The organism is Mesorhizobium escarrei, from assembly GCF_935825525.1.
Classification (GTDB): domain Bacteria; phylum Pseudomonadota; class Alphaproteobacteria; order Rhizobiales; family Rhizobiaceae; genus Mesorhizobium; species Mesorhizobium escarrei.
The window spans coordinates 25,933-49,635 of record NZ_CAKXZT010000138.1; the positions used below are offsets into that span (position 1 = coordinate 25,933).

The window sequence follows — 23,703 nt, forward strand, 5'->3', positions numbered from 1 at the left end:
CAGTACAAAGGCGCGCGCGAACGAACGATACGGGCCGTTTCGTTTAGAAAAAACTACCGCCGCAACACCGCACTCAGCACATCCCTGACGCCGATGGCGCCGACGAAGCGTGACTGGTCGTCGAACAGCGCCACCGGTGCCGTCTGGGAGCGGTGCATGGCCAGCATCACCGTCTTCAACGAGGTGCCGGGATTGGCCCAGAATACCTGCGTCGTCTCCTCCGGCTGCGCCTCGACATCGGCGCACGACACCCAGAACGCCGGCTTGCCGTCGCGCTCGGCCGCCGCGACCAGCCCGTGCTCGTCGATCTTGAAACGCGTCGTCTTGCGGCGGTCGAGCCACACCCAGCCGTCCTCGCCGTGGTCGAGGTCGCGGCGGTCGCGCATCACGTTCCAGGCGGTCAGCACCGAAAGCGGATTCACATTGGCGATGAAGTCGCGGACATAGTCGTTGGCGGGGCGCAGCACGATGTCTTCCGGCGCGCCGGTTTGCACGATACGCCCGCCTTCCATGATGGTGATGTGGCTGCCGATCTTCAGCGCCTCCTCGAGATCGTGGCTGACGAAGATGATGGTCTTCTTCAGCTCGGCCTGAAGCTGCAGCAATTCGTCCTGCAGCTTGGTCCGGATCAGCGGGTCGAGCGCCGAGAACGGCTCGTCCATCAGCAGGATCGGCGCTTCGGTGGCAAACGCGCGCGCCAGCCCGACGCGCTGCTGCATGCCGCCGGAAAGCTCGTGGGCGTATTTCGACGCCCACTGGTCGAGGCCGACGAGCTTCAACTGGCGCTCGACGCGCGCCTTGCGCTCGGCTTCGGGCACGCCGGAAAGCTCTAGGCCGAAGCCGACATTTTCCGCGACGGTGCGCCAGGGCAGAAGGCCGAACTGCTGGAACACCATGGCGACTCGCGTCTGTCGGATGTGGCGCAGCGTGGCCGCATCGCAGGCCGCGACATCGACCATGCGGTCGCCGTCCTTGACCATGACGTTGCCGCGCGCCGGCACGTTGAGCAGGTTGACGGCACGCAGCAGCGTCGATTTGCCGGAGCCTGAGAGGCCCATCAGGACGGAAATCTCGCCCTCGTTGACGGTCAAATTGGCGCCGGCGCAGCCGAGCACGGCGCCGGTCTTCTCCAGGATTTCCTGACGCGTCGCGCCGCTGTCGACGAGCGCCAGCGCTTCCTTGCGCGCCGCGCCGAAGACGATGTCGACATCCTTGAAATCGACCGCGGCGGTCATTTGGCGGCTCCCGTGCCGATGCGGCTGATGCGGTCGAGGATGATGGCGAGCACCACGATGGCGAGGCCGGCTTCGAGGCCGAGCGGGATGTTGACCGAGTTCAGCGCGCGCACCACCGGCTTGCCAAGGCCGTTGGCGCCGATGAGCGCAGCGATCACGACCATGGAGAGGCAAAGCATGATGCACTGCGTCAGCCCCGCCATGATGGTCGGCAGCGCCGCCGGCAGCTCTACTTTCCACAGCAGCTGGCGTTTTGTCGCGCCAAACGCTTCGCCGGCCTCGATCATCGGTTTCGGCACCGAGGTGATGCCGAGATGCGTCAGGCGGATCGGCGCGGGAGCGGCGAAGATGACGGTGACGATGAGGCCGGGAGCGATGCCGAGGCCGAAGAGAATGAGCACCGGAATCAGGTAGACAAAGGTCGGCATCGTCTGCATCAGGTCGAGGATCGGCTGGAGATAGCGGTAGCCGCGCTCGTTATGCGCCGCCCAGATGCCGATCGGCACGCCGATGGCCATCGAGGCCGCAGCGGCGCCCACGACCAGCACCAGCGTCTCGACGGTTTCCTGCCAGAGATCCTGGTTGACGATGAAGAGCAGGCCGAGCGCGACGGCAAGCGCCAGCTTCCATGATTTCTGCAGGTACCAGGCAAGCCCGGCTATGGCGGCAACCAGGAGAACCGGGGGGACGAGCAGCAAAAGATCGACCAGCCCGTCGAGAACCACGGTGAGCCCGTCGGCGATACTGTCGAAAAACCATTCGAAATTGGTGGTCAGAAAGTCGAAGAAGGTCTTGCCCCACCGCCCGATCGGGATCTTGAAGCTCGAAATCAGTTGCGATACCGGATCCATGGCAAGTGTCCCCTCATTCTTCTTCACCTTCCCCCCTGGCGGGGTCGGTCGAACCGCAGCGGAGCGGGTGGGATGGTCACGGGTTACGCTCCGTTCTGAACCATCCCAACCACGGCACGTGCCGCGCCGAACCTCCCCGCAAGGGGAGTCTGCTACGAACCCAGTGCGGTTTTCACGGCGGCCGCGGCGTCGCCGCCGTCGAAGGTCGTCACGCCGGCGAGCCAGGGCGTGATCGCATCCGGATTGGCCTTGAGCCATTCGGTGGCCGCGGCCTTCGGGTCGGCGCCGTCATTGAGGATCGCACCCATGATCTCGTTTTCCATCTTGAGCGAGAACACCATGTTCTTGAGCAGCGCCCCGACGTTCGGGCATTCGGTGGTGTAGCCGGCCCGGACATTGGTGGCGACGGTCGCGCCGCCGAAATTCGGGCCGAACACCTCGTCGCCGCCCGACAGATAGGCCATCTTGATGTTGGCGTTCATCGGATGCGGCTCCCAGCCGAGGAAGACCACGTCTTCGCCCGATGCGGCCGCTTTCTGCACCGCCGACAGCATGCCGGCCTCCGAGCTTTCGACGAGCTCGAAATCCTTCAGGCCGAACTTGTCGGAGGCGATCATGTCGAGGATCAGGCGGTTGCCGTCATTGCCGGCTTCGATGCCGTAAATCTTGCCGTCGAGCTTGTCCTTGAACTTGGCGATATCGGCGAAATCCTTGAGACCGGCGTCATAGGTGTGCTGCGGCACGGCGAGCGTATATTTCGCGCCTTCGAGGTTGGTCACGACCGTCTCGACCGACTTGTCTTCGAGATAGGGCTTTATGTCGGCTTCCATGGTCGGCATCCAATTGCCGAGGAAGACGTCGACGTCCTTGTTCTTCAGCGAGGTGTAGGTGACCGGAACCGACAGCACCTGCACGTCGGGCTCGTAGCCGAGCGCTTCGAGGATGACGCTGGCGGTAGCCGTGGTGGCGGTGATGTCGGTCCAGCCGACATCGGCAAAACGCACCGGCTTGCAGCTTTCCGGCTCGGCGGCGAGTGCGCCGCTCGCCGAAAGAAATGCCGCCAGACCGAAGCCGGCGGCGAATAGTTTGATACGCGACATCTGTATTCTCCCATTGTGATCGATCGGCGAAGCGAAATTGCGGTTTTGTCTCCGCCTTTGTTTCGTCAGCCAAACACCATTCTGGTGCGGTTTCAAGCACTAAGACAATCGCGATCAACGGCGGGGGCTGGCCGACCAGCGACACGCCGCCTGCTGCTGCAGGCGCTTTTCTGGTGACCAGGCGCTTTTCCGGAGGAACGTTGGGACGCCCCTCCCTGCGCCGGGACAACTCGGCATCAGCCATTTCCGTTGCTTTGTGACGGCAGTTATGCTATTAATCTGGGCATGGTGCTGATTGCGCCAACGACCCGCCGCTGAGGCGGGTTTTTTGTTTCAAGTTTCGGCGCCATCCTTTATCAGCCCTAATCTTCCGCCTTCCCTTCCCCCCTTGCGAAACATATATTCGCGGCGTTCGCGACACGAACAATTACCGAAGCGGGAGGCTCCTATGGCGACATTGCAGAATTTCGATGCCGAAATTGCCAAGACCAAGCAGGTCGTGCAGGACATGCGCACCAAGATCGAGCAGTCAGGCACGGTGCTCGACACGCTCGCCAAGACCGACCAGAAGATCGGCGACGCCAATTTCGACCTCGAGAACGCCCGCATCGAAGATGTGCTGAAGCAGCAGAAGGTGATGGAAGGCAACATCGCCGACCTGATCATCGGGCTGGAGGACGCCACCAACGTCTTCGGCGCCGAATTCGAGAGCATGAAGAACTACACCGGCTGGGAAAGCTTCGTCGGCATATTTTCCGACCAGAGCAAGCAGCGCATGCGCACCGACCGCGTCCGCAACATGTCGCTGGCCGGCAATCTGCAGGAGCTTTTGGCGAAATCCGACACCATCGTCGGCATCCTCAAGGCGCAGAAGCAGATCCTCGACCAGCGTTACAAGACCTCCGAGGCCAGCCTGTCGCAGGTGATCGAGCGGCGCAAGGCGACCATGTCCAATCTCGAGACCGTGCAGAAGCGCATCGAGGAGCTCAATCCGATGCTGCTCGACATCGAGAACAAGATCGCCGCCTCGACCAGCCAGAAGGAGCGCACCGAGCTTGAGGGCGAGCGTTCGAAACTGGCCACCGAGTACAACGAGAAGCAGGCCAAGGAGCAGGAGCTGCTGGCCGAAAGCCAGACGCTGGAGCGCTACACCTCGATGTTCCAGACCTTCGTCGATTCGCTCAACAACCAGATCGCGGCGCAGTCGACGCTGATCAACAAGCTGACCATCGATACCGAGCAGCGCATCGTCCTCTACAAGGCCCTGGAGGATTCGCTGAAGACTGCCGCCCAGCAGGACGTCGCCCACAAGATCAACACGCTGGGCAGCCAAGTCGACAACACCGCCGAGGAGACCATGGCCGGCATCGGCGCGGCCTCGCAGAAGCACATTGGCGATCTTCTCGAAATGCACGAGAAGAACATGGTGGCGACCGCCGACATCCAGCGCCGCAAGAAGCTGGCCGACGATGCCTTTGCCCGCCGCTTCGACGACGTGCTGAAGAAGCACAATGCGGCAAACTACGTGCAGTCGTAGTTGCTGCACCCGCATACCTCCCAAGGGCTGGCTGCATGACCCCCGAAAACGAAGCGGCAACGCGTTATTTCTCGGCGATCACGGCGGCACTCAGCGGCCTCGAAGTGTTCATGCGCGACGATCGCTCGCCGCTCTACCGGCACGGCATCGTCGCCAAGATCGTCGCCGAATATATTGCGCGGCTCGACAACTCGTTTTCCTGCTGGCGCAACCGGCTGGGCTTCATGGAGACGTTCCGCATTTCGCGCGCCGAAAGCGGCTTTCCGGTCTTCCAGAATGTGCTCGAACTGGAAAACGACCGCCGCCAGGCCGATACGCGACTGGCCAACATACCGCTGGCCGACGAGTTGCGCGAGGAAATGGCCGATTTCATCCTGCGCCACAAGGAATTTCCCAAGGCGCTGCAGAAGTCGATGGCCGAGCGGCTCTATCTGGAAGGCGTCAGGAGCGAGACGACCTTCGGGCCGTTCACCTTGGCGCAGACGGCAAAAGTCTCGGTCAATCCGAAGACCGGGCGGCCTTACTACCTCGTCCATTGGGCCGCCTTCGACGGCAGCGCCAATCTGCCGCTGGTCTACATGGTGACGGTCGAGGATTCCTCCGAAGAGATGATCGGGCAGCTTGTCGACCGCAATGGCAAGCTCAACGACAAGGTCGACATTCCGCTTCCCGTTGAAGGGCTGCTCAATCCCGAGCTTGCCCACCGCTTCGACGACTTCACCGAGAAGAATTCCGCCTATACGCTGTCGCCGGCGACGATCGCGGTCAACCTCGACAAGGATTTCGAGCAACTCCACCCCAAGCAGCTGCGCCGCGTCGTGCTCGGTCCCTTCTATTCGGCCGGGATCACCGACAACAATTCGACGGTGACCGACATTCTGGACAAGGTGCGCAAGCCGGAAAACGCCTGGCTGCTGACCTGGACCATCCAGGAGGTCTATTCCAAGGCCGAAAAACCCGGCCGCAAAGGACTGTTTTCGAGCGAGAAGACGACGCAGGAATTCTTCATCGACACCGACGATTTGGAGGCAGCGCGACAGGGCGTGTCGAGTTACGAGAAGCACGCGCTGATCCCGCATGAGGCCTATCAGGCGCTCTACGCCGCCGGCGAGGCGCAGAAGATCTTTTCCGGCTACAAGGTCCACATCCTGTCCAAAGGACAGGTCATCAGTGACGTCTGACCGTCAAACCGCGGAGCATCCTTCATGGACACCGGCCTGACCACGATTTCGGAAGCGGCAATCGAAAAGCATCGCGCCACGGCGCAGAGCTTCATCACCCGCATCGTCGTGCTGGAGGACCCGTCGCGGGAATCCGGTACCGCGCTTGCCGGCACCAACCGCCGCTTCGTCTCGACCGTCTCGGTCGGCTCGGTGCGCCGCACCCGCGAAGTCGAACTTTCGAAAACGGTAGCCGCCGTCCATCCCGACGATCAGTTGCTGAGCATTGCACAGCACATGCTGCTGTTTCGCACCCGGCGCGGGCTGGCGATCGCGCTGGCCATCGCTGATGTCTTCGCCGAAGGCTCAGATCTCGAGAGCCTGAAGGCGAAAAACGCTCGCGCCCCGCTCGAAGGCGACGAGGCCGCCACCTTCAAGAAGCTGCTGTCGGCTTCGGCCTATATTTCGGCCTTCAGCCTCGCCTCCTATTTGTTCCAGCTGATCGACAGCGACGGCGAGGCGCCGAACGATACGCCCGAGCCGGACTTCTTGTTCGACACGCCGCAGGACGCGGTGAAATCGATCGTGGCCGGCCTCGACAGGGCGATAGCAGGGGCGAAGGACGACGCCGACCTGATGACCCGGGCGCGCGCCTTTGCCCGTGTCGCCATCGACGGGCTTTTGGCGCGAAAGGGCCGCTTCGACGGGATCGGTCCGTTTGAGAACGCGCATATCCGCATCGACGTCGACGACTTCACACTTGACGGCTTCGACGTCGCGCCGGGCAAGCGGTCGAAGCCGCTGGTGATGACCTTCAAGAAGCCGGAAGAGGTCGTCGGCAACCACATCGCCAAGTACCAGTCGGTCAAGCTCGCCAAGATGCTGATGGCTTACGATTTCGAGCGCGAGCTGAACCCGTTCGTCGAGCTGGGCGGCTTCCTGTTCACCTTCATCGGCGACGGCGCGCCCGGCACCGGCAAGACGACGCTGATCCAGATGATCGCCGGTCTCGTCAACGGCTACTGCCAGGTCGCCGGCTATCCCTTCGCCTACGAGAATTTCGGCGTCGACCAGATCTCCTCCTACCAGGGCAAGTCGGGCCAGAACTGCCGCCAGTTCATCAACAATGTGCTGAACCCGCGCGTCATCGGCTTCGGTACCATCGACGACATCGACCAGGTGGCGGCCCGACGCTCGGACGATCGCGCCTCGGCCGGCCAGCAGGAAATCACCGGCGTCCTGATGGACGCATTCGGGGGTGCGGCCACGGTGGTGCGCGGCAACTGCTCCTTCGGCATGTTCTCCAACTATCCCGAAAACGTCGACGACGCGCTGCGCCAGCGCGCCGGCGCCCGCTGGCTGGTCGAGGGGCCACAAACGCGGGACGACTATATCGACATCTTCGTGCTGCTCGCCGGCAAGAACCACAAGATCCCGCTCGGCGACCACAAGCTATATGCCGCCCAGGAGATCCAGCGCGCGGTGATGGAGGCCTATGAAGAGCACGAGAAGCCCAGGGAAGAAGGGCTGATGAAGGTCTATGAGCGCTACATGAAGGAGAACGGCGCACCGAAGTCGATGGCCGACATCGGCACCTATCTGCACATGATCAAGGAGGCCGAGCCGCGCTTCACCGGCCGCGCCATCAAGAACGTCACCGACGCGATCAAGATGCGCGCCATGGACATCGGGCTGCCGGACGAATGGTTCGAGAAACCTGAAGTCTTCATGCACAAGAGCTACGACGACAAGAAGGCGATGATCGAGGAGCTGCGCGGCCCGTTCTCGATGGACATGGTCATGCAGGAGGTCAACCGCTACGCCGACTCGGAGTTCCGCTATTCCGACAGGTCCGACGACGCAGCGGTGACCAAGATGATCCGCGACACCCGCCTGCGCGACCGCGCGGTGCGCGAGATCGAGGAGCTGAAGAAGAAGGGCCTGTGGAATGCGTGAGATGCGCCGACACTCCCTTCTCCCCTTGTGGGAGAAGGTGTCGCCGAAGGCGACGGATGAGGGGTATTCGTCAAGCTGGAACACCCCTCATCCGGCCGAGCTTCGCTCGGCCACCTTCTCCCACAAGGGGAGAAGGGATAGATGAGCCCCGCCAAGAAATCCGATCTGCTGCGCGAGAACGAGCTGATCTATGGCCGGCTGCTGACCATTGACGAGCCGCATCTGATCCATCGCTACAACAAGGCTTTGGTCGCCTTCGGCCTGAAGCCGACGAAGCTGAAGAGCTTCGAGATCGACCGCACCGGCTTCTCGCCGCAGGTGGCCGAGGAATGCGGCGACTACAACTATCTCGATCCCAACGGGATCAACCGCCGCTTCATCATCCTGACGCCGTCGCAGGTCGACCTGCCGGTGGTCCACACCGCTTTTTCCAACACCTCGCAACTGATGTTCGAGTTCATGTCGACGAACCAGCGCGCCATCGACGCGCTGACCATCAAGGATGTCATCTATGGCGAGATCGAGGATTCGGTCCCCAAGGTCGACGACATCGAGGACCTGCTGTCTATCAACCAGGTCGAGTTCAAGGTGCTGTCGGCGGAGGACGTGCTCGGCAAAGCCGCCGAACTCGGTAAGCTCGTCGACCGGCTGAAGCAGGAACCGGACGCCTGGCGCGACAGCGCCATGCTCACCCGCATGGTCGAGCTGGCCAAGATCTGCGGCGACATCCGCGAGAACGCGCTGGTGCCGGATCAGGTGATCTTTCGCCACAGCGCCTATTGGACCAGCCATTTCGGCGGGCTCTATGTGTTCATCGACCGTGATATGACGACGGTGATCAGCGACCCGGCAGCACCCGGCTTCCGCCGCTCGCGGCCGTGGCAAGTGAGCTACCTCTCGATCGACGATGCCGACAGGGTGTTCAAGTTCCTTGCCGCGACCGGGCGCATCGAACTGCCGCGGGCCTCGTGGATCGAAACATCAGGCTATCTCGAACACCGCGCCGAAATGGTGGTGCGCGCGCTGATCCGCGACGCCGAGCCCGACCGCAACCTGACCGACGTCGACAAGGTCTGGCTGCAGACCTGGATCCACAGCCATGCCGACCTGATCACCAGGGACGGCAATTTTCCTTTTCTCAACGCCGCCAAGCGCGAGATCGCTCACCTCGGCTATCTCAAGATCGAAGACGTGTTCCCGCAGCAGCGTTTCCTGGTGATCCGGGCCAAGCCCGGCCATCCCGACGCCTGGCTGACCAACCAGCTGATCTCGGATTTCGTGCCGCAGGACTTCGTCTCGCGCTACGTCTTCAACAAACCGGGTTTTTATAGGGACTATGACGGCTTCAGCGACGCCTGGAGATCGCATGTTGTGGACGTTCTGAAAACCTCATATCTGAAAGACAAGGTGGCGTTTCGCACACGCCTCTACGGCCTTACTGATTGAATCACCGGCTGACTGACGAGGGGTGACATCGCCATGCTTGATCCGATCGTGAATTTCTTCACACGGATGTTCCAGTGGATCGGCCGCGGCATCGGCTTCGCCGTCGGCGTGATCCTATGGCCGTTCATGTGGGCCGGGCACTGGTATACGCAGCGCGGCTGGATCCTGAAGGCGGTGCTCGGCCTCGCTCTGCTCATGCTGATCGGCCTCTACGGCTATTTCATCTGGAACACGCAGGTCTGGAGCAATTTCAATCCCGCCTATGCGGAGGCATATAATTTCAAGCAGCCGGCCGGAACCGCCCCTGCGCAGCCCGCTCCCTCCGCCACCGGGGAAACCGCTGGGGTCGAGGGAGAAGTCAAGACCTGCACCAACTCTGCCATTGTCCAGGTCTCGGCCGATCTCATCGATTTCAACGTCAACGAGAACGCCTGGATCTCGTCGATGATACTCTACAAGCTCGGGTTCTTCGGCATGGACTGGGACCGCACGCCGTTTCTCGACAACAAGGCGTCCTTCCAGCGCGGGGTCAATCAGGCCATCCGGCGCACCGCGGTCGAGCTTGTCGATACGCTGGGCCGCGTCCGCGGCACCAGCCAGATCGACCAGAACCTGCAGGATGCGCGCGGCGCCATCACCTTCGACGAGGAAACCTGGTATTTCGGCTTCAGGCCCTTTGGTCCGAAAACCCCGACGCCGAGTTTTTATCGCACGGCGGCGAACAGCCTTCGCGCCTTCAACGACCGGCTCATGAAATGCGAGGTGGTCTTCAACGCGCGCGCCGACAATCTGTTACAGTTCGTCGACCGGATCGCGAGTGACATAGGCTCGACGTCGGACCTGATCCGTGACCGTTCGCAGAATTTCAACAGCGGCTGGTTCGACACGCGCGCTGACGACCGCTTCTGGTTCGCCTACGGCCAGCTCTACGGCTATTACGGCATCCTGACGGCGGCGCATCACGACTTCCAGCAGATCCTCGACAATCGCGGCCTCACGCCGCTGTGGAACAGCGTTGAAGGCCAGCTCAAGGCAGCGCTCGCCATCCAGCCTCTGATAATCTCCAACGGCCGCGAGGATGGCTGGATCATGCCCACCCACCTCACCACGATGGGATTCTATGTGCTTAGGGTGCGATCGAACCTCGTCGAGGTCAGGTCCGTTCTGGATCGGTGAAGCAAGCGATTGGTGAAAGACGCCTTGGCTTGAAATCACCGCTGGCCCTGGTCGGGATCGGCAACGTGCTGACGCAGCAGTTCGGCTGCGCATTGTGAGGAGCGGAACCTGATCGTCTCGCCGTCGTTCAACCGTGGGCGGCAGCCAGCGAGGACACGCGATGGATATCCGGGAAATTGCTCGAAATTTCTATGCCACGATCGATGCGCAAGACTGGGATAGACTGGCCAATCTGGTCTCTCCGGATCTCACAGTTCATCTCGGCAGCGCCAATCCGATCGGCTTCGATGACTGGCGCAAATCCCTGACCGAGTTCTTTGCTGGATTTCCGGACGGACATCACGTCATGGACGACTTTGTCAGCGATGCCGACAAGGTGGTCACGCGCGGCCGCTTTCAGGGCACGCACACCGGCATCTTCCATGGCGTCGAGCCAAGCGGAAATTGCGTCTCGGTTGGGGTGATTCACATTGATCGGGTTGAGAACGGTATCGTGGTCGAGCATTTCGGGCAGCTTGACGGCTTGGGGTTGATGCACCAGATCGGCGCATTCTAGCGCCACCGGTCGAAGCGCCGACCAGCACTCGAACCCTGTCGCATTCCGTGCATTCCGCGGCTGTTTTGAGACGGCAGGACGGCGCGTGCTCTGGCTTCTATACGGCGCGACAACCGGGCGCGAAGACCCGGGACAGGTCGACCGGGAAACAGAGTCGTCTTTCTCTATAGGAAACATAGTTGCACGCAAGTTGACGCCACGGCAGCGACAGGGTTAGAACGTGCCCTCGCCTGCAGCGCCAGGCTGTTTCGAGCAAGCTTGCGACCATACTGATCAAACCCGTCCCCTCCACCGTCCAATCCAGAGGAAAGCCGCCATGGCCGAAGTGAAGTCCGACATCGAGATCGCGCGCGCCGCCGACAAGAAGCAGATCCAGGCGATCGGCCAGAAGATCGGCATTCCGAGCGAGCATCTTTTGCCTTACGGCCACGACAAGGCGAAGATCTCGGCCGAGTTCATCAAGTCGGTGAAGGCAAACAAGGACGGCAAGCTGATCCTCGTCACCGCCATCAACCCGACGCCGGCCGGCGAAGGCAAGACGACGACGACAGTGGGCCTCGGCGACGGTCTCAACCGCATCGGCAAGAAGGCGATCGTCTGCATCCGCGAGGCCTCGCTCGGGCCGAATTTCGGCGTCAAGGGCGGCGCTGCCGGCGGCGGCTATGCGCAGGTCGTGCCAATGGAGGACATGAACCTCCACTTCACCGGCGATTTCCATGCCATCACCACGGCGCATAATTTGCTTTCGGCGCTGATCGACAACCACATCTACTGGGGCAACGAACTCGGCATCGACATCCGCCGCGTCGTCTGGCGCCGCGTCATGGATATGAACGACCGCGCACTGCGCGAGATCATTTGCTCGCTCGGCGGCGTCGCCAACGGCTTTCCGCGCGAGGCTGGCTTCGACATCACCGTCGCCTCGGAAGTCATGGCGATCCTGTGCCTCGCCACCGACCTGAAGGACCTGGAAAAGCGCCTCGGCGACATCATCGTCGCCTATCGCCGCGACAAGTCGGCCGTCTATGCCCGCGACCTCAAGGCCGACGGCGCCATGGCCGTGCTGCTCAAGGACGCCATGCAGCCCAACCTCGTGCAGACGCTGGAGAACAATCCGGCCTTCGTCCATGGCGGCCCCTTCGCCAACATCGCGCATGGCTGCAACTCGGTCGTCGCCACCACGACGGCGCTAAAACTAGCCGACTATGTCGTCACTGAAGCCGGTTTCGGCGCCGATCTCGGCGCTGAAAAATTCTTCGACATCAAGTGCCGCAAGGCCGGCCTGAAGCCCGCGGCCACGGTTATCGTCGCCACCGTGCGCGCCATGAAGATGAATGGCGGCGTCAAGAAAGAAGATCTCGGCAAGGAGAACGTCGAGGCGGTCAAGAAGGGCTGCGCCAATCTCGGCCGTCACATCGAGAATGTCAGGCAGTTCGGCGTGCCTGCCGTGGTCGCCATCAACCATTTCTATTCCGACACCGACGCTGAAATCAGGGCGATGAAGGACTATGTCGCCTCGATGGGCGAAGAGGCGATCCTGTGCAAGCACTGGGCCCACGGCTCGGCCGGCATCGAGGAACTCGCCAACAAGGTGGTGACGCTGGCCGAATCCGGCTCCTCGCAGTTTGCGCCGCTCTATCCCGACGCCATGCCGCTGTTCGAGAAGATCAACACCATCGTCCAGCGCATCTATCGCGGATCCGAAGCGATCGCCGACAAGTCGGTGCGCGACCAGCTCCACGCCTGGGAGCACGCCGGCTACGGCAACCTGCCGGTTTGCATGGCCAAGACGCAATATTCGTTCTCGACCGATCCGAACCTGCGCGGCGCGCCGACCGGCCACACCGTGCCGGTGCGCGAGGTCAGGCTGTCTGCCGGCGCCGGCTTCATCGTCGTCATCTGCGGCGAGGTCATGACCATGCCCGGCCTGCCCAAGGCGCCGTCCTCGGAGAAGATCTTCCTGAACGAGATGGGCCAGATCGAAGGCCTGTTCTGAGAATTTTGAAGGCCGGCATGGTAGGGGCGCCGCAGCGACGCGGCGCCCTCTTTTGCTTGGCCGCGCCAAACTTCTAGGCGGCGCCGCGTGCCAGCGCGCGCTGGTTGGAGGCGTAGGGCGTATCGCGCTCGGGCAGCACGCCGGTCTTCAGGCAGTCGATCCATTCGGCGGTCTTGAGAACGGCGGCGAAGCGCGACTGCAGGACAACAGTCACCACGCGATGGATGTCCTCGGCCGAGGCGTAGCCGGCGCTGTTGGCATAGGGCAACGACCCAGTTGCATCCGACAGGAACTCGACCGCAATGCCGCCGCGAATTCTCGAAGGACGCTCAGGAGCGCGTGGTAAGATAGCTCCAACTCATGTTGGAACAACCACTGTCGATGTCGGCGCCGCCCCTCATCTGCCTGCCGGCATCTTCTCCCCGTGAACGGGGAGAAGGGGCTGGCCGCAACCTTGGCACCCTTTCTGCAACGCTGGAGATTGGCGAAATCGGCGATGACGGCATCTTTCTCCCCGTCACTATACGGGGAGAAAGTGGTGGCAGGGCAATGAGGGGCAGCGCAAATCTGAAGCGATTACCCTGCGCTCGACCCTGCCGATACCGACCATGCTCATCGTGGCCGCCGCTTCGCTGATCTAACTTGGGCAACGGGTTGATGCCTCCTGTCTTACCCTGCTTTTTCGAGATGGTGTCGAAGCACAGTCCATGAAAATGGTATAACGCCAGAGATCGCAGGCCTCTGGTCAAATGCCGAACCTATGCTAGCCTGCCCCGGCTGGGCTGTCCCGGGCCGAGTGATCGAGGGGATCAATCATGCTGTACATCCTTGCACTTCTGATCGGCGTCGTTGCCGGCCTTCGCGCCATGACCGCGCCTGCCGCCGTCGCCTGGGGCGGCTGGCTCGGCTGGCTGCCGGTCGCCGGAACCTGGGCTGGTTTCATGGGCCACTGGATCGCCGTCGGCATCTTCACCATCCTGGCCATCGTCGAGCTGGTCACCGATCAGTTGCCGTCGACGCCGAGTCGCAAGGTGCCGCAGCAGTTCGGCGCACGCATTGTCATGGGCGCCTTCACCGGCGCGGTGATCGGGGCGACCGGCGGCGCCACCATCGGCGGACTGATCGCCGGCGCTATCGGCGCGGTGATCGGCACGCTGGGCGGTGCCGAGCTGCGCAAACGCCTGGCGCTGGCTTTCGGCAAGGACCGGCCCGCTGCCCTCATCGAGGACGCAGTGGCGATCATCGGTGGCCTGCTGATCGTGGCGGCGGTGGCATGACGGCAAAGACATTCGACGCAATCATCATCGGCGCCGGACAGGCCGGCCCGCCGCTCGCCGGCCGGCTGACAGCCGCCGGCATGAGCGTGGCGCTGATCGAGCGCAAACTGGTCGGCGGCACCTGCGTCAACACCGGCTGCATGCCGACCAAGGCCATGGTGGCCAGCGCCTATGCCGCGCATCTCGCCCGCAGCGCCGCCGACTACGGCGTGACGCTCTCCGGTCCGGTCGGCGTCGACTACACGGCGATCAAGGCGCGCAAGGACAAAGTGTCGGACGACGCCCGCGGCAACCTCGAGAGCTGGATTGCCGGTATGGACAAATGCACGCTGTATCGCGGCCATGCGCGCTTCGAGACGGCCAACATCGTGCGCGTCGGCGACGACCTGCTGAGCGCCGGGAAAATATTCATCAACACCGGCGGCCGTGCCTCGGTGCCTGATCTGCCAGGCGTCGACGGCATTTCGTTCCTGACCAATTCATCGATGATGGATCTCGACGTGCTGCCGCGCCATCTCGTCGTCGTCGGCGGCAGCTACGTCTCGCTCGAATTCGCGCAGATGTTCCGCCGTTTCGGTTCGGAGGTCACGGTGATTGAAAAAAGCCCGCGGCTGATCGGCCGCGAGGACGAGGATGTCTCGGCCGCCATCTTGTCCATCCTCGAAAACGAAGACATCACGGTTCATCTCGGCGCCGGCGACATCAGCTTCGCCAGGCAGGGCAGCGACTTTGCCGTGACTTTCACCGCCGGCAAGGCGCCGGCTGTCGGCTCGCATGTGCTGCTGGCAGTAGGCCGGACGCCCAACACCGACGATCTCGGCCTCGACAAGGCCGACGTCGAGGTCGACAAACGCGGCTTCATTATCGTCGACGACCAGCTGCGCACCAGCGTGCCCGGCATCTGGGCGATGGGCGACTGCAACGGCAAGGGCGCCTTCACCCACACCTCCTACAACGATTACGAGATCGTCGCCGCCAATCTGCTCGACAACGACCCGCGCAGGGTGAGCGACCGCATCGAAGCCTATGCGCTCTATACCGACCCGCCGCTCGGCCGCTGCGGCATGACCGAGACAGCGGTAAGAAAGTCCGGCCTCCGCGCGCTGGTCGGCCAGCGGCCGATGACCCGCGTTGGCCGCGCCGTCGAAAAAGGCGAGACGCAAGGTTTCATGAAGATCCTGGCCGATGCTGACACCAACGAAATCCTCGGCTGTTCGGTGCTCGGCCCCGGCGGCGACGAGGCAATCCACTGCGTGCTCGATCTGATGTACGCCAAGGCGCCGATCAGCACGCTCGCGCGCGCCATGCACATCCACCCCAACGTCTCGGAACTTCTGCCCACCATCGCCCAGGAGTTGAAGCCGCTGGCATAGGCTTCGGCCCGCCCTGCCACCGCAGTCGCGATCTGCTGTCCGTTTTCTGCAATGCTGCGTTGCAGCAATCGCGCTTGTGCGCCAGGTGCATCTCCGCACAGTCTCCATTTGAACCGATTCATGTGGATGCATCATGCCGCTGCCGATCCTAGCGCTCGCCATTGCGTCCTTCTGTATCGGCACCACCGAATTCGTCATCATGGGACTGCTGCCCGAGGTCGCCGCCGATCTCGGCGTTTCGATCCCGTCGGCCGGCCTGCTGGTTACCGGATATGCGCTCGGCGTCGTCTTCGGCGCGCCGGTGATCGCGGTGGCAACGGCACACATGCCGCGCAAGCCGGTGCTGGTCGGCCTGGCGATGCTGTTCGTCGTCGGCAATCTGTTGTGCGCGATCGCACCCAATTATTGGATGCTGATGGCAGCGCGCGTCTTCACCGCTTTCGGCCATGGCGCCTTCTTCGGCATCGGCTCGGTCGTCGCCGCCAGCCTGGTGCCGCGTAACAAACGGGCCAGCGCCATCGCACTGATGTTCGCCGGTCTGACGCTGTCGAACATCCTCGGCGTTCCCGGCGGCACGGTGCTCGGCGAAACCTATGGCTGGCGCGCCACCTTCGTGGCCGTAGTCGGGATCGGCCTCGTCTCGGTCGCAGCCATCGCCTGGCTGGTGCCTGCCGGTATTGCCCAGCCGAGCGGCGGCGGCCTGCTCGGCGAAGTGCGCGTGCTCGGCAAGCTACAGGTCTGGCTGGCTATGCTGATCTCGGCGCTGGCGTCGGCCAGCCTGTTTGCCGTCTTCACCTACATAAAGCCCTATCTCACCGACGTCTCCGGCCTGTCGACCGCAACCGTGACCTGGGTGCTGCTGCTGTTCGGCGGCGGCATGACCATCGGCAACATCATCGGCGGCAGGCTGGCCGACTGGAAATTGATGCCGACAGTGATCGGCACGCTTTTGATGCTGGCACTGCTGCTCGTCGGCTTTGCCGAATTCGGCGCCGTCGCAGCCGTGGCCGTCTTCATCGTTTTCCTGTGGGGTTTGCTCGTCTTCGTCATCGTGCCGCCTTTGCAGATCCGTGTCGTCGAAGCGGCCTCCAAGGCGCCTAACCTCGCCGCCACGCTGAACCAGGGCGCCTTCAACATCGGCAATGCCGCCGGCGCATGGGTGGGCGGCGTGGCACTTTCGCTGGGCGTGTCCTATGCCAATCTGCCGCTGGTCGGCGCGGCGCTCGCCCTGCTGGCGGTCGCCGTGGCAGTGATGTCGCAGACATTGGACCGCCAGCTGCTGGTGACGCACGCCGCGCAATAGTTGCGCCCATAGCGCAGCAGACTGGACCAATCGACAGCGTATCGGCGAAAGGGCATGTGTTCGGCCTCTTTCCTGGAGGAATATCATGCAGAAATCGATCGAGCGTATCGCCGGCGACAGCGAGGGCGTCTCCTACGAATTCCCAGTCTTCCGCTTCGAAGGGCTCCGCTTTGACGGCAGCGACAAGGCCGCACCTTCAGCCTATCTGCAGGCGGCACTGCATGCCGGCGAACTGCCGGGCGTCGTCGCCATCGACGCGCTGATGCCGATGCTTGAAAAGGCCGAAGCAGAAGGCCGCATCACGGGCGATATCACCGTCGTACCGCAAGCCAACCCGATCGGCCGCGCCCAGTATCATTTCGGCGAGCACCAGGGCCGTTTTCACTTGGGCACGCGCACCAACTTCAACCGCGGCTTTCCGCTGCTGGCCGCGCCTGACGTTAAATTGTTGCCCGACACCGCGCTTGGCACTGCCGATCAGCGGCTGAAGACCCGGCTGCTGCAACTGTCGCTCGGCCACGACATCGTCCTCGACCTGCACTGCGACGACGAGGGCCTCGCCTACCTCTATGTCCACACCAGCCTGTGGCCGGCCATGGCGGATTGTGCGGCGGCCATGGGCGTCGATGCGGTGATCCTGTGGGATGAAGATACTGACGGCACCTTCGAAGGCGCCTCGATTACGCCGTATCTGAACGTCCCTGCCGTTGTGGCCCGGTTCGACCGGCGCGTCGCCACCACGGTCGAGTATCGCGGCATCCTCGATGTCGACGGCGCTCTGGCCGGCGCCGATGCCGAAGGGCTCTATCGGCTGCTGGTGGCGCGCGGCGTGATTCTGGATCAGGCCTTATCCATGTCCGGCAGCTTCACCGGTCCCAATTCTTTCACCGGTCCCAATTCTTTCACCGGTATCGTCGCACCGCTCGAAAACATCGACATGATGCCGGCGCCGCGGGCGGGCGCGGTCCTCTACGACGTGAAGCCCGGCGACCGTGTGGCAAAAGGCGCGCTGCTCGCCACCATCGTCCATGCGCCGGGTGAAGCCGGCGGCCGCACCCAGGTGTTAGCGCCGCAGGCGGGCGTCATCCTGACACGGCGCTCCCGGCGCATCATCCGCGCCGGCGAAGATCTGCTGAAGCTGGTCGGCGACAGGAAGAGCGCCGATGCAAGGTCGGGAACGCTGGAGGATTGAAGGGCTCATGCCCTTCTCCATGCCCTCCCCCTTCTCCACGCCCTCCATTGAATCCAGTTGCGCGGCCGTGCAATCGCCGCTATTGGAATCGCCATGAACATGCGCTCGATCAAGACCGTTTGGTGGTGGGCTCGCTGACAGCGGCCTGTTCGAACGCGTGCGCGTGAAAATAGAAGGTGGCCGCAACGGAATGTCCGGGCGGCCATTTGTTTTTTCAAGCCATGCCCCGGGTCCGTTGCCCCAAGACGCTGAAATAGCCAAGACGCTGATGGAGACGGCAATGACGACGAAAATTCTGGAGAACGGGGCGGAGCGCTTCGTCACCGCGGGTGGCGTGACGATTACCCGCGAGCGCCACGACCGGGCTTACGAAGGCGCGATCGATGCTTATGTCGACGGGCTGAATGCGCGCCGCGGCGCTGTGTTTTCTTCGAATTACGAATATCCCGGCCGCTACACGCGCTGGGACACCGCTATCATCGACCCGCCGCTGGTGATCTCGGCGCGCGGCCGCGCAATGCGCATCGAGGCGCTGAACAGCCGCGGCGAGGCGCTTCTGCCGGTGATCGGCAAGGCGCTTGGGGGGGTTGACGACGTGACGATCGCCGAGACGTCGAAGAGACTGATCCGCCTCGATGTGGCCAAGCCCGGCCGTGTCTTCACCGAAGAAGAACGCAGCCGCGTTCCCTCCGTCTTCACCGTGCTGCGCGCCATCACCGCTCTGTTCAAGACAGAGGAAGACGCCAATCTTGGCCTCTACGGCGCCTTCGGCTACGATCTCGCCTTCCAGTTCGATCCGGTCGACTACAAGCTGGAGCGCCAGCAAGGCCAGCGCGACCTTGTGCTGTTCCTGCCCGACGAGATCCTGGTCGTCGACCACTATTCGACCAAGGCCTGGACCGACCGCTATGATTATTCCGGCGACGGGTTCTCGACGGAGGGATTGCCGCGCGACGAAATCGTCGAGCTGTTCAAGACCGCCGACCGCATCCCGCCGCGCGGCGACCATGAGCCCGGCGAATATGCCAATCTGGTGCGCAAGGCGATGGAGAGTTTCAAGCGCGGCGATCTGTTCGAGGTGGTGCCCGGCCAGATGTTCTACGAGCGCTGCGAGACGCCGCCCTCCGACATCTCCCGCAAGCTGAAGACCATCAACCCTTCGCCCTATTCCTTCTTCATCAATCTCGGCGAGGGCGAATATCTGATCGGCGCCTCGCCCGAAATGTTCGTGCGCGTCAACGGCCGCCGTGTCGAGACCTGCCCGATCTCCGGCACGATCAAGCGCGGCGGCGACGCCATTTCCGATAGCGAGCAGATCTTGAAGCTGCTCAATTCGAAGAAGGACGAGTCCGAGCTGACCATGTGCTCGGACGTCGACCGCAACGACAAGTCGAGGGTCTGCGACCCGGGCTCGGTGCGCGTCATCGGCCGCCGCCAGATCGAGATGTATTCGCGGCTGATCCACACCGTCGACCACATCGAAGGACGGCTGCGCGAAGGCATGGACGCCTTCGACGCGTTCTTGTCGCATGCCTGGGCGGTCACCGTCACCGGCGCGCCGAAATTATGGGCGATGCGCTTCATCGAGCAGAACGAAAAGAGCCCGCGCGCCTGGTATGGCGGGGCGATCGGCATGGTCAATTTCAACGGTGACATGAACACCGGCATGACGCTTCGCACCATCCGCATCAAGGACGGCATCGCCGAGGTGCGCGCCGGCGCCACGCTGCTCTTCGACAGCATTCCCGAGGAAGAAGAAGCCGAAACCGAACTGAAGGCATCCGCCATGATCTCCGCCATCCGCGACGCCAAGACCGGCAATGCCGCCGACACCGAACGCGCCACCGCGCGCGTCGGCGACGGCGTCAACATCCTGCTGGTCGACCACGAGGACTCCTTCGTCCACACGCTGGCCAATTATTTTCGCCAGACCGGCGCCAATGTCTCGACCGTGCGCACGCCTGTGCCGGACGAGGTCTTCGACCGGCTGAAACCCAATCTCGTCGTGCTGTCGCCCGGTCCCGGCACGCCGAAGGACTTCGACTGCGCCGCCACCATCAAGCGGGCCCGCGCGCGCGACCTGCCGATCTTCGGCGTCTGCCTCGGCCTGCAGGCGCTGGCCGAGGCCTATGGCGGAGAGCTGCGGCAGTTGCACGTGCCGATGCATGGCAAACCGTCGCGCATCCGCGTGTCGAAGCCGGGCATCATCTTTTCCGGCCTGCCCAAGGAGGTGACGGTCGGCCGCTATCACTCGATTTTCGCTGATCCGGTGCGGCTGCCCGATGGCTTCGTCGTCACGGCCGAGACTGAAGAAGGCGTCATCATGGCCTTCGAGCACAGCAAGGAGCCGATCGCCGCGGTGCAGTTCCACCCGGAATCGATCATGACGCTCGGCCACAATGCCGGCATGCGAATGATCGAGAACATCGTTGCGCATCTGCCGCGCAAGGCCAAGGAAAAGGCGGCTTAGCTCCGGTTTCGGCGGCCGGAAGCAATCGATGACCGCTATTGATCCGAAGAACGCCGCGAAACGCAAGGTCGCCAGCCTCGCCTTCTGGTCGATAGTCCTCGCCTTCGTCGTGCTCGGCCTGAAGCTGGCGGCCTGGTACGTCACCGGTTCCGTGGCGCTCTATTCGGACGCGCTGGAATCGATCGTCAACGTCATTGCCTCTGCCGCCGCCTATTGGGCGATCCAGATCAGCCACAAGCCGGCCGACCAGGATCATCCGTTCGGCCATCACAAGGCCGAGTATTTCTCGGCTGTCCTGGAAGGCGTGCTGATCGTGCTGGCAGCCCTTCTGATCCTCAACGAAGTATGGTGGTCCTTGCGGCATCCCGTCCCGCTCGAACAGCCCTGGACCGGCCTCGCCATCAACGGCGTCGCGACGGTGATCAACGCCTTCTGGGCCTTGACGCTGATCCGTGCCGGCCGTGCCGAGAAGTCACCGGCACTGGTCGCCGACGGCAGGCACATCATGACCGACGTGGCGACCTCGGTCGGCGTGTTCATTGGTCTGGTCGGCGCCGTGCTGACCGGCTGGCAAGTCCTCGATCCCGCTCTCGCCGTCATCGTTGCGTTAAACATCCTGTGGCAGGGCTGGCACGTCATCGGCTCGTCGATGAACGGTCTGATGGACCGCGCCGTCGACACGCAGGAGCACATGCGCATCCGCGACATCATCTCGGCCAATTGCAAAGGCGCGCTGGAAGTTCACGATCTGAAGACGCGGATTGCCGGCCGCGCCACCTTCATCGAGTTCCACTTGGTCGTCGACGCCGACATGTCGGTGGGCGCCAGCCACGTCATCTGCGACCGCATCGAGGATGCGCTGAAGGCAGAAATCCCCTCGGTGCGAGTCACCATCCATGTCGAGCCCGATGACGAGGCAAAACTGCCCAAGGGCACGACCGCCGTGCCGTTCGCGTGAGGCGATTCACCAGGTCTCGATTGTGAGGTTTTTGATCCGCTCGAATTCTCGTACATTGCGGGTTATCAGCGTGAGGTTCCGGGCGCGCGCCTGACCACCAATCAGCGCATCATAGGGACCAACCGGAATCCCCGACGTTGCAAGCGTCGCCCGAATCTCGCCGGCATGCCTTGCATCTTCCCGATCGAATTCGAGTATCGGGAACTGGAGCGCTTCGATGCGCGCCAGATTGTCGGCCTTTCGCTGGCTCTTTTGAGCACCGTAGTAGAGTTCGTGCACGACAATGGCCGAAAGTGCGAAATCCTGCGGCCTGTATGGCTTGAGCCGCGCCTGCAGATATGCGTCGCCTTTCATGATCGCGATGACAGCATTGGTATCCAGCAGATAGATCACCTGAAAACGTCATCCAAAGCCGGGCGGTCCTGCTCAGTTGGGCGTTCCAGTGCTGCCTCGGCGAAATCATCGTCGAGCGGACCTATCACCCGGTCGAGCCAGGCCCAATCCTTCGCGAGCGGTTCGAGAATTATACTCTGGCCATGGCGGCGAATCGAAACCTCATCGGTTTCGAAACGGAATTCCTTTGGCAGCCGCACCGCCTGCGAGCGGCCTGACCAGAACACCTTCGCTTTTTCCATCGTACCAATCTCCTCAACGAGATATAGCAAAGATATATACCATCTCATCACATAGACAAGATGGCCTGCTACAAAATCTCAAGGCGTGCAGGCAGCCTGCGGCATCGGGTTCAGCCGATGACCTTGTCGTCGGATCTGGTCTTGCGCTCACCCATCTGCTCGATGGCTCCATGCCGCCGAGCCTGGCAGCGTCATCAAGCTTGCCGAATTGCAGCGCCAGGGCTAGGCCTATTTTGCGGCCGTAACCTCTGCGGACTTGAACATGAGGACGGCGAGGCCCTACGAAGAGTAGGAGAGTCCCGGAGGAATAGACGTGCCAGCCACCACAACCGCCCCTGTCACCTCCATGGTCACCCCCACTTTGGTCATCCCCGACCTCGCCGGCAAGGCGGTGCTGATCACCGGCGCTTCGACCGGCATCGGGGCGGCACTTGCACTGGCCTACGCCGCGCAGAAATGCCGCGTCGCGCTGCATTATAATTCAAGTCGGGCGGCTGCCGAAAACCTGGCCGGGACCATCCGCAACGGCGGTGGCGAGGTATTCCCGGTCCAGGGCGATTTCTCGATCGCTGCCGATGTCGAGCGCGTCGTCGAGGACAGCGCGCAACACTTCGGCCGGCTCGATGGCCTGGTCAACAATGCCGGCGGCATGCTCGGCCGCGTGCCTTATGCCGAACTGACTGAGGCGCATTACGACGCGGTGATGGACCTCAACGCCCGCTCGGTGCTGACCGCATCACGCAAGGCGATGCCATGGCTGAAGCGCCAGGGCGGCTTTATCGTCAACACCTCGTCGATTGCGGCACGCAATGGCGCAGGCGGCGGCGCCGGCCTTTATGGCTCGGCCAAGGCCTTCGTCTCCAATGTCACGCGCGGCATGGCCAAGGAACTGATCGGCTTCAACATCCGCGTCAACGCGGTGGCGCCGGGCACCATCGCGACACCTTTCCATGAGCGCTATTCGACCGAGGAGCATATGAAGGCCATGGTGGCCACCATTCCGCAGGGCCGCGCCGGCACGCCCGAGGACTGCGTCGGCGCCTATCTGTTCCTCTCGTCCGCTCTGTTGAGCGGTTACATCACCGGCCAGGTGATCGAGGTGAACGGTGGCCAGTTGATGCCGTGAGCGGCGACCTGCATACTTGTCGCAGCAAGCAACGGAGAAACCGGCGATGTATGGTCTGATCGGCAAGATGCGGGCGACGCGCGGCCAGCGCGACGCAATGATGGACGTCCTGCTCGCCAGCACCGGCGCCATGCCGGGCTGCCTGAACTATATCATCGCCACCGATCCGGCTGATGCCGACGCGATCTGGGTGACCGAAGTATGGACCGACCAGGCAAGCCACAAGGCTTCGCTGCAATTGCCGGAAGTCCAGGCGGCGATTGCCAAGGCGCGGCCGATCATCGCTGGCTTCGAATTCCAAGTCGAGACCCAGCCCGTAGGCGGCTTCGGCCTGCCCGCCGTTAAAACCGACTGAC

At 62.8% G+C, this 23,703-nt stretch carries 21 protein-coding genes; 15 read left to right on the top strand and 6 right to left on the bottom strand.

All coding sequences use genetic code 11. From position 1 onward, the window contains the following. Positions 1–53: 53 nt before the first annotated feature. The 3 genes from choV to NMG80_RS21680 form a co-directional block, all read right to left on the bottom strand. Positions 54–1,235 (bottom strand): choline ABC transporter ATP-binding protein, encoded by a 1,182-nt coding sequence (gene choV, locus NMG80_RS21670; RefSeq protein WP_254020005.1) that lies wholly within the window; start codon positions 1,233–1,235, stop codon positions 54–56. Then, entirely contained in the window at positions 1,232–2,086 is an 855-nt protein-coding gene (gene choW / locus NMG80_RS21675) for a choline ABC transporter permease subunit (protein ID WP_095494431.1), read from the bottom strand. Before choW ends, choV begins: the two co-directional genes overlap by 4 nt. Positions 2,087–2,238: 152 nt before the next feature. Further along, positions 2,239–3,186, bottom strand: a complete 948-nt coding sequence (locus tag NMG80_RS21680) for a choline ABC transporter substrate-binding protein (RefSeq protein WP_254020006.1) — start codon at positions 3,184–3,186, stop codon at positions 2,239–2,241. A gap of 448 nt (positions 3,187–3,634) precedes the next feature. Here NMG80_RS21680 and NMG80_RS21685 point away from each other — a divergent pair, with 448 nt between their 5' ends. The 7 genes from NMG80_RS21685 to NMG80_RS21715 all read left to right on the top strand — a co-directional run bounded on the left by NMG80_RS21685 (position 3,635) and on the right by NMG80_RS21715 (position 13,013). Continuing rightward, entirely contained in the window at positions 3,635–4,723 is a 1,089-nt protein-coding gene (locus NMG80_RS21685) for a hypothetical protein (RefSeq protein WP_254020007.1), read from the top strand. 35 nt (positions 4,724–4,758) lie between these two features. Then, the gene (locus tag NMG80_RS21690; RefSeq protein ID WP_254020008.1) at positions 4,759–5,904 is read left to right on the top strand and encodes a hypothetical protein; all 1,146 of its coding nucleotides are present in this window, start codon (positions 4,759–4,761) and stop codon (positions 5,902–5,904) included. A gap of 24 nt (positions 5,905–5,928) precedes the next feature. Then, entirely contained in the window at positions 5,929–7,839 is a 1,911-nt protein-coding gene (locus NMG80_RS21695; protein ID WP_254020009.1) for an AAA family ATPase, read from the top strand. A 141-nt stretch (positions 7,840–7,980) separates the two neighbouring features. Beyond that, entirely contained in the window at positions 7,981–9,285 is a 1,305-nt protein-coding gene (locus NMG80_RS21700; RefSeq protein WP_254020010.1) for a DUF6638 family protein, read from the top strand. A 33-nt stretch (positions 9,286–9,318) separates the two neighbouring features. Next, positions 9,319–10,461 (top strand): DUF2333 family protein, encoded by a 1,143-nt coding sequence (locus NMG80_RS21705; RefSeq protein WP_254020011.1) that lies wholly within the window; start codon positions 9,319–9,321, stop codon positions 10,459–10,461. A gap of 133 nt (positions 10,462–10,594) precedes the next feature. Further along, positions 10,595–11,017: an ester cyclase gene (locus NMG80_RS21710; protein WP_254020012.1), complete on the top strand. Its 423-nt coding sequence runs from the start codon at positions 10,595–10,597 to the stop codon at positions 11,015–11,017. Between the two features lie 316 nt (positions 11,018–11,333). After that, a complete protein-coding gene (locus tag NMG80_RS21715; RefSeq protein ID WP_254020013.1) occupies positions 11,334–13,013 on the top strand; it encodes a formate--tetrahydrofolate ligase in 1,680 nt (559 codons plus the stop codon). Positions 13,014–13,086: 73 nt separating this feature from the next. Here the strand turns inward: NMG80_RS21715 and NMG80_RS21720 are convergent, their stop codons facing one another. Next, positions 13,087–13,281 carry a hypothetical protein gene (locus NMG80_RS21720; RefSeq protein WP_254020014.1) on the bottom strand — a complete coding sequence of 65 codons (195 nt, stop codon included), beginning with the start codon at positions 13,279–13,281 and terminating at the stop codon, positions 13,087–13,089. 547 nt (positions 13,282–13,828) lie between these two features. Here NMG80_RS21720 and NMG80_RS21725 point away from each other — a divergent pair. From NMG80_RS21725 to NMG80_RS21750, 6 genes are all read left to right on the top strand, one after another. Then, complete coding sequence (locus tag NMG80_RS21725; protein WP_254020015.1) at positions 13,829–14,290, top strand: DUF4126 domain-containing protein; 462 nt, start codon at positions 13,829–13,831, stop codon at positions 14,288–14,290. Then, a complete protein-coding gene (locus tag NMG80_RS21730; RefSeq protein ID WP_254020016.1) occupies positions 14,287–15,663 on the top strand; it encodes an FAD-containing oxidoreductase in 1,377 nt (458 codons plus the stop codon). The genes NMG80_RS21725 and NMG80_RS21730 overlap by 4 nt, the downstream gene beginning before the upstream one ends. Positions 15,664–15,796: 133 nt before the next feature. Beyond that, positions 15,797–16,966 carry an MFS transporter gene (locus tag NMG80_RS21735; protein WP_254020017.1) on the top strand — a complete coding sequence of 390 codons (1,170 nt, stop codon included), beginning with the start codon at positions 15,797–15,799 and terminating at the stop codon, positions 16,964–16,966. A gap of 85 nt (positions 16,967–17,051) precedes the next feature. After that, positions 17,052–18,158 carry a succinylglutamate desuccinylase/aspartoacylase family protein gene (locus NMG80_RS21740; RefSeq protein WP_254020018.1) on the top strand — a complete coding sequence of 369 codons (1,107 nt, stop codon included), beginning with the start codon at positions 17,052–17,054 and terminating at the stop codon, positions 18,156–18,158. Positions 18,159–18,438: 280 nt separating this feature from the next. Beyond that, positions 18,439–20,628, top strand: coding sequence for an anthranilate synthase (locus NMG80_RS21745; protein WP_254020019.1), 2,190 nt, complete (start codon positions 18,439–18,441; stop codon positions 20,626–20,628). A 28-nt stretch (positions 20,629–20,656) separates the two neighbouring features. Further along, positions 20,657–21,586: a cation diffusion facilitator family transporter gene (locus tag NMG80_RS21750; RefSeq protein ID WP_254020020.1), complete on the top strand. Its 930-nt coding sequence runs from the start codon at positions 20,657–20,659 to the stop codon at positions 21,584–21,586. A gap of 6 nt (positions 21,587–21,592) precedes the next feature. On the opposite strand, the gene NMG80_RS21755 is transcribed toward NMG80_RS21750, so the two are convergent. After that, positions 21,593–21,979: a type II toxin-antitoxin system VapC family toxin gene (locus NMG80_RS21755; protein WP_254020021.1), complete on the bottom strand. Its 387-nt coding sequence runs from the start codon at positions 21,977–21,979 to the stop codon at positions 21,593–21,595. Further along, positions 21,976–22,221 (bottom strand): antitoxin, encoded by a 246-nt coding sequence (locus NMG80_RS21760; RefSeq protein ID WP_254020022.1) that lies wholly within the window; start codon positions 22,219–22,221, stop codon positions 21,976–21,978. Before NMG80_RS21760 ends, NMG80_RS21755 begins: the two co-directional genes overlap by 4 nt. A gap of 346 nt (positions 22,222–22,567) precedes the next feature. Here NMG80_RS21760 and NMG80_RS21765 point away from each other — a divergent pair, with 346 nt between their 5' ends. Together NMG80_RS21765 and NMG80_RS21770 are read left to right on the top strand one after the other, a co-directional pair. Further along, positions 22,568–23,347, top strand: coding sequence for an SDR family NAD(P)-dependent oxidoreductase (locus NMG80_RS21765; RefSeq protein ID WP_254020045.1), 780 nt, complete (start codon positions 22,568–22,570; stop codon positions 23,345–23,347). Positions 23,348–23,393: 46 nt separating this feature from the next. Next, positions 23,394–23,702 (top strand): putative quinol monooxygenase, encoded by a 309-nt coding sequence (locus NMG80_RS21770; protein ID WP_254020023.1) that lies wholly within the window; start codon positions 23,394–23,396, stop codon positions 23,700–23,702. Position 23,703 lies beyond the last annotated feature (1 nt).

Coding starts and splice junctions, on each gene's coding strand:
- NMG80_RS21740 (WP_254020018.1), top strand. CDS start 17,052: ATGCAGAAATCGATCGAGCGTATCGCCGGCGACAGCGAGGGCGTCTCC.
- NMG80_RS21685 (WP_254020007.1), top strand. CDS start 3,635: ATGGCGACATTGCAGAATTTCGATGCCGAAATTGCCAAGACCAAGCAG.
- NMG80_RS21715 (WP_254020013.1), top strand. CDS start 11,334: ATGGCCGAAGTGAAGTCCGACATCGAGATCGCGCGCGCCGCCGACAAG.
- NMG80_RS21690 (WP_254020008.1), top strand. CDS start 4,759: ATGACCCCCGAAAACGAAGCGGCAACGCGTTATTTCTCGGCGATCACG.
- NMG80_RS21745 (WP_254020019.1), top strand. CDS start 18,439: ATGACGACGAAAATTCTGGAGAACGGGGCGGAGCGCTTCGTCACCGCG.
- NMG80_RS21750 (WP_254020020.1), top strand. CDS start 20,657: ATGACCGCTATTGATCCGAAGAACGCCGCGAAACGCAAGGTCGCCAGC.
- NMG80_RS21735 (WP_254020017.1), top strand. CDS start 15,797: ATGCCGCTGCCGATCCTAGCGCTCGCCATTGCGTCCTTCTGTATCGGC.
- NMG80_RS21695 (WP_254020009.1), top strand. CDS start 5,929: ATGGACACCGGCCTGACCACGATTTCGGAAGCGGCAATCGAAAAGCAT.
- NMG80_RS21700 (WP_254020010.1), top strand. CDS start 7,981: ATGAGCCCCGCCAAGAAATCCGATCTGCTGCGCGAGAACGAGCTGATC.
- NMG80_RS21725 (WP_254020015.1), top strand. CDS start 13,829: ATGCTGTACATCCTTGCACTTCTGATCGGCGTCGTTGCCGGCCTTCGC.
- NMG80_RS21765 (WP_254020045.1), top strand. CDS start 22,568: ATGGTCACCCCCACTTTGGTCATCCCCGACCTCGCCGGCAAGGCGGTG.
- NMG80_RS21680 (WP_254020006.1), bottom strand. CDS start 3,186: ATGTCGCGTATCAAACTATTCGCCGCCGGCTTCGGTCTGGCGGCATTT.
- choV (WP_254020005.1), bottom strand. CDS start 1,235: ATGACCGCCGCGGTCGATTTCAAGGATGTCGACATCGTCTTCGGCGCG.
- NMG80_RS21760 (WP_254020022.1), bottom strand. CDS start 22,221: ATGGAAAAAGCGAAGGTGTTCTGGTCAGGCCGCTCGCAGGCGGTGCGG.
- NMG80_RS21770 (WP_254020023.1), top strand. CDS start 23,394: ATGTATGGTCTGATCGGCAAGATGCGGGCGACGCGCGGCCAGCGCGAC.
- NMG80_RS21730 (WP_254020016.1), top strand. CDS start 14,287: ATGACGGCAAAGACATTCGACGCAATCATCATCGGCGCCGGACAGGCC.
- choW (WP_095494431.1), bottom strand. CDS start 2,086: ATGGATCCGGTATCGCAACTGATTTCGAGCTTCAAGATCCCGATCGGG.
- NMG80_RS21705 (WP_254020011.1), top strand. CDS start 9,319: ATGCTTGATCCGATCGTGAATTTCTTCACACGGATGTTCCAGTGGATC.